Below are 12,741 nucleotides of genomic sequence, written 5' to 3'. Positions count from 1 at the left end.
AAATGAACAATGTATTAGAACCACAAATGTCTACAACTTTGTTCATACTATCGTTTCAATTTTGTCATTAATAGCATTAAATAATACTGCGCACCAAAGAACAAGCTAGCGACAACCAAGTGTGTAGTCTGGGCCACCGCCGGCACATCGAAACGAGCTAGAATAATTCCGGATAGCATCTGGATACTAACCAAGATCAATATAATCCAGGCGTATTTACTTTGTAATGTCAATGAACTAAACTTATTTTTCACCAGAAAAAACAACAACACTGTTCCACCTAGTGATACATAAGCCAATATTCTGTGTATATCGTAAGACGTTCCTATACTGGAAATCCAGTCTTGCCTAGCAACGCCTTCGTCATTCAAATGATCGATTGCCTCCCGAACTTCTGTGCCATATACAACCTGTACGACGGTTAGCAAAAGTAAAAACACGGCAATGCCTTTCAACAAATCGAAGCGATGATTAATCAGAATACTTTTATTCCGCAACGTCGTAGCCAGATAAAACGTATAAATACTAATGGCTACAATAATCAACGCGAGCAACATGTGTACGGTAATGATCCAAGGCATCAAGTTTGTGGACACTACAATAGAACCCAACCAAGCTTGAATAATTACCATGACTACATTCAGAACACTCCACCAAACAATGGCTGGCTTACCTTTCCGATACGTTAGGGAAAATATAGCCGAAAATAACAGACAGAAGCCGACAGCTACTCCTACTAACCGATTAATATACTCCGTCCATGTTTTGGCGGCGTTAAATTCCTCATGTTGTAAGATCGATTCATCGTGTCGTATTTTGTCGGCCATTTCAGGATAACCAAAAAACGAAACAATTTTTGCAAATCGCTGGTTCTTTTGAACCCGCCCATCGATATAATGCTGCTCATAGCCCTCGGGCAATTGCGACACATCAGTGGGCGGGATAATGCGATTAAAACATTTAGGCCAATCCGGACAGCCCATTCCTGAACCTGTACTTCTAACGACTCCTCCTGCAAGAATCACAAGGAATAAAACAAATATTGTGATCCTATTTGTTCTGATGAACCGTTTCTCCGTATCAGGATACATAATGCTATCTCCGCCCTGTTTCTATTTCGTTATCTATTGAACCTAACCCTCTATTACTTCTCTATTGTTTGCTTTGTTCCATTCATTTTGTATACGAATAGCTTCTTCATTACCTTCGAAATCGTGTGGCAAGTTAGAGCTCATTGTTTCCGAATACGGAATATGTTGTGGAATAAAATCTGTATCGTGTCCAGGCTTACTATAATCGTAAGGCCAACGGTAAACCGTAGGAATCTCACCAGGCCAGTTTCCATGAATATGTTCTACCGGAGTCGTCCATTCCAATGTATTGGCGGCCCAAGGATTCTGTGTTGCTTTCTTTCCTTTCCAGATAGAAGCGAAGAAGTTCCACAAGAAGGCAACTTGTGCTAAAGCGGCTACAATAGCTGCCCATGTAATCAGCAAGTTAACCGAGAACCATTTGTCCATGAAAGGGAATGCTGTAAACGTATAATAACGACGCGGAACCCCATCAATCCCCATAAAGTGCATCGGGAAGAATACCAAGTACGCACAAATAAACGTAATCCAAAAATGTAGATAACCCAATTTCGTATCCATCATACGACCAAACATTTTCGGATACCAATGGTAAACCCCTGCCAACATACCAAATATCGAAGCCGATCCCATTACTAAGTGGAAGTGGGCAACAACAAAATAGGTATCATGCAAGTTAATATCTAACGCAGCGTTACCCACGTATAAACCGGTCACACCACCTGAAACGAAAAACGAAACCATTCCGATCGCAAACATCATGGCTGGTGTAAACCGTATATTACCTCGCCAAAGGGTGGCGGTATAATTAAAGGCTTTAACCGCAGATGGTACCGCAATGATCAAGGTGGTGATCATAAATACACCTCCTAAAAATGGGTTCATACCCGTTACGAACATGTGGTGACCCCAAACGATAAACGATAATACGGTAATACCCACCAAAGAGTAAACCATCGCATGGTAACCAAATATCGGTTTACGCGAGTTTGTTGAGATAATTTCCGAGGTAAGACCCATTGCTGGCATTACAACAATATATACTTCTGGGTGACCTAAGAACCAGAACAAGTGCTGGAATAAAATAGGAGATCCACCCTCGTTTGGTAAGATTTCACCTTGAACAACTAGGTCCGACAAGTAGAATGATGTACCTACAGAACGATCAAAAAACAATAGAACAACCGCCGAAACCAACACCGGGAACGACAACAAACCAACAATCGCAGTCAAGAAAAATGACCAAATTGTCAATGGCATTTTCCAAAGGTCCATACCTTTGGTACGCATGTTCAAAATTGTACTGATATAGTTAACCCCCCCTAATACCTGAGAGATAATAAACAACGCCATACTGATTAACCACAAGGTCATCCCCAATCCAGATCCTGCAATAGAGGTTGGCACTGACGAAAGCGGAGGATAAATGGTCCATCCCGCAGCCGCTGGTCCACTTTCGACAAAGAAAGATGCCGTCATAATAACACAAGCTGTTAAAAAGAACCAATACGACAACATGTTCATAAAAGGCGACGCCATATCACGTGCTCCCAATTGATATGGAATCAAAAGGTTGCTAAAAGTACCTGATAAGCCTGCTGTCAATACGAAGAATACCATCATCGTACCGTGAATAGTCACCAGCGATAAGAAAAAATCTGGTTTGATACGTCCTCCTTCAGCCCATTTGCCTAAGAAGACCTCTAAAATTGGAAAATCTGTATCCGGCCAAGCTAATTGGATACGGAACAAGATAGAAAGCATCATAGCGAAGACCGCCATCACAATACCTGTGATCAAAAATTGCTTTGCAATCATCTTATGATCCTGACTAAAGACGTATTTCGTCAGGAAAGTCTCTTGATGATGATCATGTGCGTCATGATGCGCTGCGCCGTGCGATATAACTGTACTTGACATATTCGTTTAATAGTTATCTTATTTCAATTAGTTTAATGAAGCTGTAGCGAGTTCCTTCGCGTCGTCTGAACTTGCCGAAGCAAACTCTTTCTGCAAATCTTCAGTAAAATATTTCCCCTGTGTACTCAACCACTCCTTATACTCCTCCTCTGTTACTACAACTACATTCTTTTGCATGTTATAATGTCCTGAACCACATATTTTGTTACATAACATAACAAAGTGATACTTGGGATCATTCATTTTCTCACGCATTTCCTCGGTCGTTATTGTCGGTGTAAACTGGAAATAGTTGGTCATTCCCGGTACCGCATTAATCTGAACCCTAAAGTCAGGAATGTAAAAGGAATGAATAATATCTTTAGAAATGATGTGGAAACGAACGGATTTATTAACCGGGATCACAATATCGGAGCCCTGTATATCGTCCCAAGCACGCTTATCCGCGAAATCTATACCGTAGGAGTTCATCGGAGTAGTCAACTTATAGTTACGTTTACCGAACTCGCCGTCATTACCTGGGTAACGCACTTGCCATTGGAACTGCTCCCCTAAAACCTCGATTTGAATAGCGGATTTCTGTAATTCTTCTGGTACGTTGGTAATCGATCTCCATGTAAAGAATCCGAAAAGCACTAAAACAGTCAATACAACCGCCGGAACGATTGTCCAAATCTTCTCTATCGTATCATTATGTGGGTAATAATATGCACGCGATTCTGAAGACCGCATTCTATAGATGTATGGGAAGGAAAGCAACAACAGGTGAATGACGACTAATACAATCGTAATAATCACTGTTGTAACGATAAACATGGTATCAATGTCCTTACCATGCTCTGTTGCCGCATCTCTCCAAGCCCAGCTACCCCAAACCGCATAGCCATAATATAGCATGGCGAAGAATCCAACCAAGAAAACAAGGAATAAAACCGATTGCAAAGTGTTGTTTGCAAACGGATTATATTTTCCATTCATTTTCCGAGTCAACTCGTAAATTGACAAGACTTTACCAACGATAGCAACAACGGTACATATGATCAAAAACAATAAAATGTAATACGTCATATTTTTGTAGACCTGTGGATCGATTTGTGTCCCTTCATCTGCTGCACTAGCGGATGAAGAAGACGAAGAAGCCGTCGTCGATGTCGTTGTGGCTGCCGCAGCTTCTCCACCTGCTGCGGATACCGTATCCGCTACCTCCTCGGTTGCAGCTGGACTAGCCGCGCCCTCTCCAACTGTATCTGTAGCGGTAGAAACTTGGGTTTCTTGAGCTAATGAATCTTGTTGAAAAGCTAAACTCGGTGTAGAGAAGAATAACCCTACGGCTAGTAAGCATCCCAACACGGTTCTGAATCTGTTATTAATTTTGAATTTCATTTCTTATTAAAACGTTTAAACGTATTATTATGCAATGATTAGAAACTATATTTGATGATGTAAACTCTCCTCCAAAAATGGATGATTTTTCGGAGCTAATGGATGTTTGCTTAATTTACTCATCACAAGGAATGTAAACAACCCGACGAAACCGATCGCTGTTCCTATCTCGATAAATCCAAACCCACGATGACTTTCTACAGTACCCGGCATAATCATAATGTAATAATCTAACCAGTGTCCGCACAATAACAATATAGCCGTAAATAGGAGCGCACTTGAGCTTCTTATTCTACTTCTATCCACCAAAAGCAACAATGGAGCGACAAAGTTAATTATAATATTCAACCAAAACCAAGGTTTGTATTCAGGTTCCCAACGCTTATAAAAATATACCGTTTCTTCCGGAATATTCGAATACCAAATTAACATAAACTGAGCGAACCAGACATACGTCCAAAAGATAGAGAAACCAAACAAAAGCTTCCCTAAATCGTGCAGGTGGTTCTCATTCACCCAAGACAAATATCCGGCTTTCTTCACCAAGATTATGATAATGATAATCGTAGCCAATCCACTTACCCACATGGCAGCAAAATTATACCATCCAAACATCGTGGAGAACCAGTGAGCCTCTAATGACATCACGGTGTCGAAAGACCATATAGGTGTGGTAAATCCAAAAATAACTAAAAACAGTGCTGATAATTTAAAACTCTTTTTGTAAGAATTTAATCCACCTTCCAGATCTTCTTGGTAAGACAATTTTGCCAAAATAAAAGCAAATATACTATACGATCCCATGAATAGGATTTGACGGATTAAAAATCCCGGAACATTCAAAAATGCCTGTTTTCCGGCGACCAAAGCGTCGTAATTTGGACTGTTTTCATCCATTAGACCATCAGCATGCCAATGGTGATATAAATTATGGGTGAATAAGCCTAAACCAACAATGACAAATAAGATAACCGCCGCTATTGGCAATACGCTAGCCATGGCCTGCGGAATACGAATCAAACCTGCTGACCAGCCCGATTGCGTAACAAATTGTAAGGCTAAGAAAAATGCACCCGCAGCACATACACAAGTGAAATAATAACCCATCAATAATAGGTTAGCGTATGTACGTTCAACCATAATATGGTCACTTGATAGAAGTCCGATAGCGATGGCTACCACTCCTACAGCAATTCCAACCAAGCTGAGTATCTTAGCGATACCAGCGAATTGAAATTTTTCGCCGAAATTATAATCGTGATGATGATTGTGAGTTCCCATTTACTATATTGATGTTAGATTATTTTTTTTGTAATTCCTGTACGTACATAACCACCTGCCAACGTTCCTCTGGCGACAACTGCGACGCATGCGATCCCATAGAGTTATGTCCATAATAAATCGTATGGTATATCTTCCCTTCAGAAAGCTCGCTCATCGCGCCACCACGAGATGAATTCGCACCGTCTGATTTTTGATACGATGGCGGAGGAGGAAAGTTTTCTAATGCACGCGTACCTTTTGAATCTGTTATTGAACGGTCTTTTGTAATCGGCCCGTCACCTTTACCGTCTTTACCGTGACATACAGCACAATACGTATGATACAAAGCATCGCCTTTCGCTAAATTCTCTTCCGTAACCGTCAATGGATTGGTCAATTCTAATCCAGCACGTTCGTACTCTTCTATCGAATTATCAAACTCAAATCGCTCAAAACCGATTGGAGTCGTATTCTCCGGTGGAAGTTGCGCGGTCATTTTATTTTCAAAATTATTATTCGGCTGATCCGGATTATAAGCGATCGGATCATACATATTTCTCGAGAATTCCCACCCTGTGCTACGCGTCTTCCCGTCGCCACAGCTGGACACTACTGCCACTAAGGCAAGGGCAGCACATACAGATCCAAGAAAATTCTTCTTATTCATAGCTAACATATTTTCTTTCATTGTATTTAACTTCAACCGCACCGGCATCTTTTAACAAAGACTCTATTAGCGTGTGGTCCGTATTCTCACGAGCATCGATTGCAATAATAAAACGATCATCTGAGGCTCTTACATCCATTACGCGAGGTGCACGTCCAGGGAACAGATGATTGCGAAAAAAGAACGTTGCTACCATACCTAACGCACAAAGTAAAATGGTTACCTCAAACGTTACGGGTACAAAGTTCGGCAACGACAAAGAAGGCTTACCTCCAATATTCATTGGCCAATCATACGCCATGGTGTAATACAATAAGCTAAATCCTAAACAAGTACCCAAAGCGCCAAAACAAAATGCCGCAATAGGTAAACGAGATGGCTTTACCCCTAACTTATCCTCAATTCCGTGAATAGGCATCGGCGTAAAACAATCATATATGCCGATATTGTTTGCCTGCAACTTGTCGATACCGTGCATCATTTCATCGGGATCGGCAAAACTACCTAATATATATTTTGTGTTGCTCATTGCTTATTATTTTCTAACGTCTAATGCCTTTATATCTTCTTCCGAAACCGAATCATATTTCGTTAAGGAGTCTTGGAAGAACTTCACTTGTTCGTCTGGGAAAGCTCCCTCTTGCGCCAACTTCATCTTCTGTTGTAAACTTGCAGATTTCAACAACAATTTCACCTCTGCAATAGCAATACCTGGTAAGAAGCGTAAGAATAATAAGAACAATGTAAAGAATAGCCCAATTGATCCTACGAAAATACCTACATCAACCCAAGTTGGGTAGAACATTGCCCAAGAAGAAGGCAAGTAATCGCGATGTAAAGAGGTTACGATAATTACGAAACGCTCAAACCACATTCCGATGTTTACAACGATAGACAGCACCCATGAAATCGGGATGCTCGTACGAATCTTCTTAAACCAGAATAATTGAGGTGAGATAACGTTACACGTCATCATGGCCCAATATGCCCATGCGTAAGGACCGGCAATACGGTTAGCAAACGCATACATTTCATATTCGGAACCAGAATACCAAGCGATAAATAACTCTGTTAAATAAGCGATACCCACGATAGAACCCGTCACCATAATGATCTTGTTCATGGATTCAATGTGGAACATCGTAATATAATTCTCGAAGTTCATCACCTTACGGAGAATCAACAAAAGCGTCTGTACCATCGCAAATCCAGAGAAAATCGCCCCCGCAACGAAATACGGCGGGAAAATGGTCGTATGCCAACCCGGGATCACGGACGTAGCAAAGTCCATAGATACAATGGTGTGGACGGAAAGTACCAATGGTGTAGAAATACCGGCAAGGATCAAAGAGACAATCTCAAAGCGCTGCCATGTTTTAACAGAACCGTTCCATCCGAAAGATAAAACCTTATAAACTTTCTGCTTAACTCCTGTCGCACGGTCACGTACCGTTGCAATATCCGGTAAAAGACCACAATACCAGAAAACTAAGGACACCGTAAAATACGTAGAAATAGCAAATGCATCCCATACTAACGGCGAGTTGAAATTTACCCATAATGATCCAAACTGATTTGGCAAAGGGAAAATCCAATACGCTAACCACGGACGTCCCATGTGTGCAACAACGTAGGTCGCCGCACAAATAACGGCGAAGATCGTCATCGCTTCCGCAGAACGGTTAATAGAATTACGCCAGTTCTGGCGAAAAAGTAATAATACGGCTGAAATTAACGTTCCGGCGTGACCGATACCTACCCACCATACAAAGTCGGTGATATCCCATGCCCAACCTACAGTTTTATTCAGACCCCAAGCGCCGATCCCTGTCCAAAAGGTATATCCGACACTCACTACCCACAACAGAGCTCCTAGAGCGGCTACGATAAAACCGATCCACCAAGCTTTGTTTGGTTTATTTTCAACCGGAAGCAAGATATCATCCGTCACTTTAGCATAAGTGATATCCTTGCCGGTTACTAATGGTTCTCTTAATATTGATTCGTTATGCGATGACATAGTTGTTTTATTTCAGATTAGAATAAAATTATGCTTCAAAGGTGTTTCTAACTTTCGTCATATAACCAATGTTCGGTTGAACGTTGATTTCCTCCAATACGTAATAAACGCGTTCGTTACGTAAAGCTTTTGAAACCTCAGATTCCGGATCATTAACATCACCAAAGATGATAGCATTTGCTGAACAAGCTTCTTGACAGGCCATTTTAACATCGCCGTCTTTCAACTTACGATTTTCCATCTTCGCTTGCAATTTACCCCCTTGAATACGTTGGATACACATCGAACATTTCTCCATAACCCCACGTGTACGGGCAGTTACATCCGGATTTAAGACCAATTGTGTAAATTCGCTATTCAAGTAATTGTCGAAGCGAGCGTCATTCCAATAGTTAAACCAGTTGAAACGACGTACTTTATATGGACAGTTGTTCGCGCAATAACGCGTACCGAAACAACGGTTATAAGCCATATGGTTAAGTCCTTCAGAGGAGTGTACAGTTGCCAATACCGGACAAACCGTCTCACAAGGAGCATGATCACAATGCTGACATAACATCGGTTGGTGAACAACCGTTACATTCTCGTAATCGTAATCTGTTGCTTTCGCAATTTCTTTTTCCTTCGTTAGTTTCGAACCATCTTCTTGTTCCAAGGTGTAATAGCGGTCAATACGCAACCAGTGCATCTCACGACGACGACGAACCTCATCTCTACCTACAACTGGAACGTTGTTTTCCACGCTACAAGCGACAATACACGACCCACATCCTGTACAAGCATTTAAGTCAATCGCCATGACCCACTTGTGGCCAGGTGACTCAAACTTATTCCACAGATCGTATGTTTTATGCGAGTCTGCGAAACGACCAGATTCTGAATTTGGATCTTGCAAATATTTGGCAAACGTTGTCTCCCGAACAATGTTACGTCCCTCGATGGTATGGTGTGTTTGCGTTTGTGCTAATTCATAGGTTCCACCCGCTTTAGCAACCGTAGCTTTTGTTTCAAACTGAACCGTACCATTCACCAAACGTGCAAATGGATAAGCATTCTGTCCTACATTATTCCCCGCTTTACCTACTTTTGTACGACCATAACCAACAGCGATAGAAACCGTACCTAAAGCCTGACCCGGTTGCCACACAACAGGTAGCTCTACCGAATAGCCATTTGCTTCTACCGTTACCTTACCGTTTTCGCCTAGACCAAGCTGTTCAGCATCACGTGGATTCAGTGCAGCGTAGTTGTCCCAAGTTACTTTAGAAACAGGATCAGGTAACTCTTGCAAGAACGCGTTGTTCGCGTAACGACCATCACGCATCCCTGTTGATTCGTACAATTTCAATTCGAAATCGCCAACGATAGCTTTAGAAGCTGCACCGATAGCGCTTGCTACCGCATTTGCATCGACATTAGCCGTATAGGAAGATCCTACCGACGAGCCTTTGTAAATAAAACCCGTTTGTAAAACATCATTCCATGATTTCCCTGTACCTGCAAGGATATTTTCTTCCCAATTTTTCCGTACGAAATCGTAGATATTCGTATTGTCACCTGCCCAAACCAACAAGCTTTGCTCCGCTTGACGCGTATTGAACACGGGGTTGATAGTTGGCTGAACAATGGTATAATAACCTTCTTTTGCAGAAGCATCGCCCCACGACTCTAAGAAGCTAGAAGCTGGAGCAATAGCTTTCAAGGTAGATGCTGTTTCATCAGCACGATCAGCAAAAGAAAGCGTGAAATCTATTTTAGCAAGTGCATTGCTTACATCTTCCGCTTTGAAGTAATCATAAACAGGGTTGCTGTTCAAGAAGAGAGCCGCACCAACTTGTCCTGCTGCTGCTGCAGACAAGAATTGTTGGAATGCAGCATCGGAACCTTGATACTGCTTCGAGTAATTATCTAAATCGATAATCGCACCGTAAGCTCCCAAAGCACTGTTGATCGCATTCGCCAAAAGTTGAATATTGACATCATTAGAGCCGGCAACCACAACGGCATTACCTCTGTTATTTGTCAACTCTTTTGCTGCCAAAACGATCGCCGTCTGTGCTTTTTTATTAGCAACGCCACCAGCTAAAGATTGCCCAGTAATCGCATTGTATAAAGAAACCAACACCGCACCTTCCTCTGAAGGTTTAATAGCAATACGCACATCCGCATTAGAACCGGTCATACTCAACCCAGATTCAAATTGGATATGACGTGACATTTTACCATTCTTCAACGATTTATGGTCACGATTTTGAATATAATCTTGTGTGTGTTCTTCACCTGCCAGCCAAGAGCCTAAAAAGTCAGCAGCCACAGAAACCACAACATTTGCATTTGCTAAATGGTAAGAAGGAATAACAGCCTTTCCAAAGCTTGCTCTATTGGCTTCTATTATACCACTGTACGACACCGCATCAACCTGCACATGTGCTGCCGTTGGATATTTAGCTGCAAATGCCGCAATAGCAGCCAATGCCGATGGGCTATTTACCGTATTTGATACAATTGCAATTTGCTTGCCTGCTGCCGCAGCTTTATTTAATGCATCTATTACCGTTGCATCTAATGTAGACCAATCTACATCTTTACCATCCAATTGCGGGTTTTGCAATTTGGACATATCGTACAAATCCAAAACTATAGCAGCTGCAGTTGCATCTGTACCCTGATTTAATCCAATAGAATTTGGATTTGCAGCAAGAGAAATCGGACGCCCCTCACGGGTTCTTACCAATACACTCTGACCATTAAAAGAAGAAGCGTAATAATTCGGAATACCCGGTGTTACTTCCTCTGGTTTGATTACATATGGCACTGCTTTATGGACAGGTGTACGATTACACGCTGCCAAGGTTACAGCCCCTAAACCGAATCCCAAAGCTTTCAAAAAGTCACGACGGGGTGTTCTCGTGCTTAAGCCTGCTTCATTTAATACATCTTCTACAGGAATAGGTTCAGCAAACTCACCTTTATTACTTTCCATGAAAGCAGGTGTTTGTTGCAATTCTTCCAAACCTTTCCAATATTTTTTATTGCTATCCATTTAAGCTGTATATAAGATTGCGTATTTTTAAATTATTTATTAATAGTGACACTTACCACACTCCAGACCACCGATCATCGCAGCAGTCATCTTCTCACCTTTTTTCAATTTCTCGTGTGCCTCGATCAACTGATCGTAATATTCATTATTCGTATTCACTTCCGTGGTCTTGTGACAATCCACACACCACTTCATCGTCAACGGAGAATATTGATAAACTTCTTCCATCGATTCTATCGGCCCGTGACAAGTCTGACATTCCACACCTGCAACCGTTACGTGCTGCGAGTGATTGAAGTACGCAAAGTCCGGTAAATTATGAATTCTAACCCACTCGATAGGCTTTGGATTATCGCCATACTCTCTTGTAGCCGGATCATAATCTAATGCCTTATAAATTTTCGCAATTTCCGGAGAAGTCTCTCCATCATACTGATCGGCAGCAGTAACGGTGTTATGACAGTTCATACAAACGTTAGCCGAAGGAATGGACGCGTTCTTTGATTTATACGCCCCACCATGACAGTATTGACATTCAATCTGATTAACTCCCGCGTGAATCTGATGCGAAAACTTAATAGGCTGCACCGGCTGATACCCTGTATGCACCCCCACATTCCACATCGCATTCCAACCCCAAACACCCAAAAAGGCCACAAACATCAACACAGCAAAGCCAACCAATTTCTTATTTCGAACGAAAGCACGAGCAAACTTACCAAAACGCCCTTCCTCATAACCCTGATTCTCAGCCTGTGCAGCCGCTATCGCCGCTTGATTATTCGCAACAACCTTTTCTAAGGTACGAATCACACGATTCAAGACGATAATGACGATAATCGACAACACGACAATAGCCACTAAACCAAGAATCATCAACAAATTAGCATCACTTGATTGCGCTCCAGCCGCTCCTCCAGCCGAACCCTCAGCCGGACCAGCTGCAGCCTTAGCTTCTTCCGCATCAACATAAGCAATAATACTCTTGATTTGATCATCAGACAAATCCGTAAAAGAGGTCATCACCAACTTGTTCCAATCATTGAAAAGCTGAACAGCAACCTCATCCCCAGAAGCAATCATCGCTTGTGAGTTCTTGATCCATGCTACCAACCATTCTTCCGAATGTCTCTCCGACATTCCCGCCAACGCAGGCCCCACCATATCCCTCGTCACACTGTGACAAGTCGTACATTTCGATTTGAAAAGGGTTTCCCCTTCTTTAACATCCTGCGCATGCGCCATTGTAACGGCAAAAACCAGCATCAGACCAACCGACACCGACTTTGCAAGTCTTCCCAAAACGGATGAGATATTTCTCATATTAAGCACTTTATACTATTTATTTATGATA

9 protein-coding genes are annotated in these 12,741 nt (G+C 42.0%); all 9 read right to left on the bottom strand.

Going from position 1 to position 12,741, the window contains the following annotated elements:
- Positions 1 to 47: 47 nt before the first annotated feature.
- From LKO28_RS09115 to LKO28_RS09075, 9 genes are read right to left on the bottom strand one after another with little or no spacing between them, the layout of a single operon-like run.
- Positions 48 to 1,091 (bottom strand): COX15/CtaA family protein, encoded by a 1,044-nt coding sequence (locus tag LKO28_RS09115; RefSeq protein ID WP_227694490.1) that lies wholly within the window; start codon positions 1,089 to 1,091, stop codon positions 48 to 50.
- 42 nt (positions 1,092 to 1,133) lie between these two features.
- Positions 1,134 to 3,011, bottom strand: coding sequence for a cbb3-type cytochrome c oxidase subunit I (locus LKO28_RS09110; protein ID WP_227694489.1), 1,878 nt, complete (start codon positions 3,009 to 3,011; stop codon positions 1,134 to 1,136).
- A 27-nt stretch (positions 3,012 to 3,038) separates the two neighbouring features.
- Entirely contained in the window at positions 3,039 to 4,394 is a 1,356-nt protein-coding gene (locus LKO28_RS09105; protein WP_227694488.1) for a cytochrome c oxidase subunit II, read from the bottom strand.
- Positions 4,395 to 4,439: 45 nt separating this feature from the next.
- On the bottom strand, positions 4,440 to 5,675 hold the full coding sequence (locus LKO28_RS09100; protein WP_227694487.1) for a quinol:cytochrome C oxidoreductase: 1,236 nt from the start codon (positions 5,673 to 5,675) through the stop codon (positions 4,440 to 4,442).
- A 19-nt stretch (positions 5,676 to 5,694) separates the two neighbouring features.
- Complete coding sequence (locus tag LKO28_RS09095; RefSeq protein WP_317206624.1) at positions 5,695 to 6,324, bottom strand: cytochrome c; 630 nt, start codon at positions 6,322 to 6,324, stop codon at positions 5,695 to 5,697.
- Positions 6,317 to 6,853, bottom strand: a complete 537-nt coding sequence (locus LKO28_RS09090) for a DUF3341 domain-containing protein (protein ID WP_227694485.1) — start codon at positions 6,851 to 6,853, stop codon at positions 6,317 to 6,319. The genes LKO28_RS09095 and LKO28_RS09090 overlap by 8 nt, the downstream gene beginning before the upstream one ends.
- Positions 6,854 to 6,859: 6 nt before the next feature.
- Positions 6,860 to 8,344, bottom strand: a complete 1,485-nt coding sequence (nrfD, locus tag LKO28_RS09085) for an NrfD/PsrC family molybdoenzyme membrane anchor subunit (RefSeq protein WP_227694484.1) — start codon at positions 8,342 to 8,344, stop codon at positions 6,860 to 6,862.
- Between the two features lie 28 nt (positions 8,345 to 8,372).
- Positions 8,373 to 11,387: a TAT-variant-translocated molybdopterin oxidoreductase gene (locus LKO28_RS09080; protein WP_227694483.1), complete on the bottom strand. Its 3,015-nt coding sequence runs from the start codon at positions 11,385 to 11,387 to the stop codon at positions 8,373 to 8,375.
- Between the two features lie 39 nt (positions 11,388 to 11,426).
- Positions 11,427 to 12,710 carry a cytochrome c3 family protein gene (locus LKO28_RS09075; protein WP_227694482.1) on the bottom strand — a complete coding sequence of 428 codons (1,284 nt, stop codon included), beginning with the start codon at positions 12,708 to 12,710 and terminating at the stop codon, positions 11,427 to 11,429.
- Positions 12,711 to 12,741 lie beyond the last annotated feature (31 nt).

The organism is Sphingobacterium sp. FBM7-1 (assembly GCF_020687765.1).
Taxonomy (GTDB): Bacteria; Bacteroidota; Bacteroidia; order Sphingobacteriales; family Sphingobacteriaceae; genus Sphingobacterium.
This window is presented reverse-complemented; position numbering and strand designations above follow the sequence as displayed.

Coding starts and splice junctions, on each gene's coding strand:
- LKO28_RS09115 (WP_227694490.1), bottom strand. CDS start 1,091: ATGTATCCTGATACGGAGAAACGGTTCATCAGAACAAATAGGATCACA.
- LKO28_RS09080 (WP_227694483.1), bottom strand. CDS start 11,387: ATGGATAGCAATAAAAAATATTGGAAAGGTTTGGAAGAATTGCAACAA.
- nrfD (WP_227694484.1), bottom strand. CDS start 8,344: ATGTCATCGCATAACGAATCAATATTAAGAGAACCATTAGTAACCGGC.
- LKO28_RS09075 (WP_227694482.1), bottom strand. CDS start 12,710: ATGAGAAATATCTCATCCGTTTTGGGAAGACTTGCAAAGTCGGTGTCG.
- LKO28_RS09110 (WP_227694489.1), bottom strand. CDS start 3,011: ATGTCAAGTACAGTTATATCGCACGGCGCAGCGCATCATGACGCACAT.
- LKO28_RS09095 (WP_317206624.1), bottom strand. CDS start 6,324: ATGAATAAGAAGAATTTTCTTGGATCTGTATGTGCTGCCCTTGCCTTA.
- LKO28_RS09105 (WP_227694488.1), bottom strand. CDS start 4,394: ATGAAATTCAAAATTAATAACAGATTCAGAACCGTGTTGGGATGCTTA.
- LKO28_RS09090 (WP_227694485.1), bottom strand. CDS start 6,853: ATGAGCAACACAAAATATATATTAGGTAGTTTTGCCGATCCCGATGAA.
- LKO28_RS09100 (WP_227694487.1), bottom strand. CDS start 5,675: ATGGGAACTCACAATCATCATCACGATTATAATTTCGGCGAAAAATTT.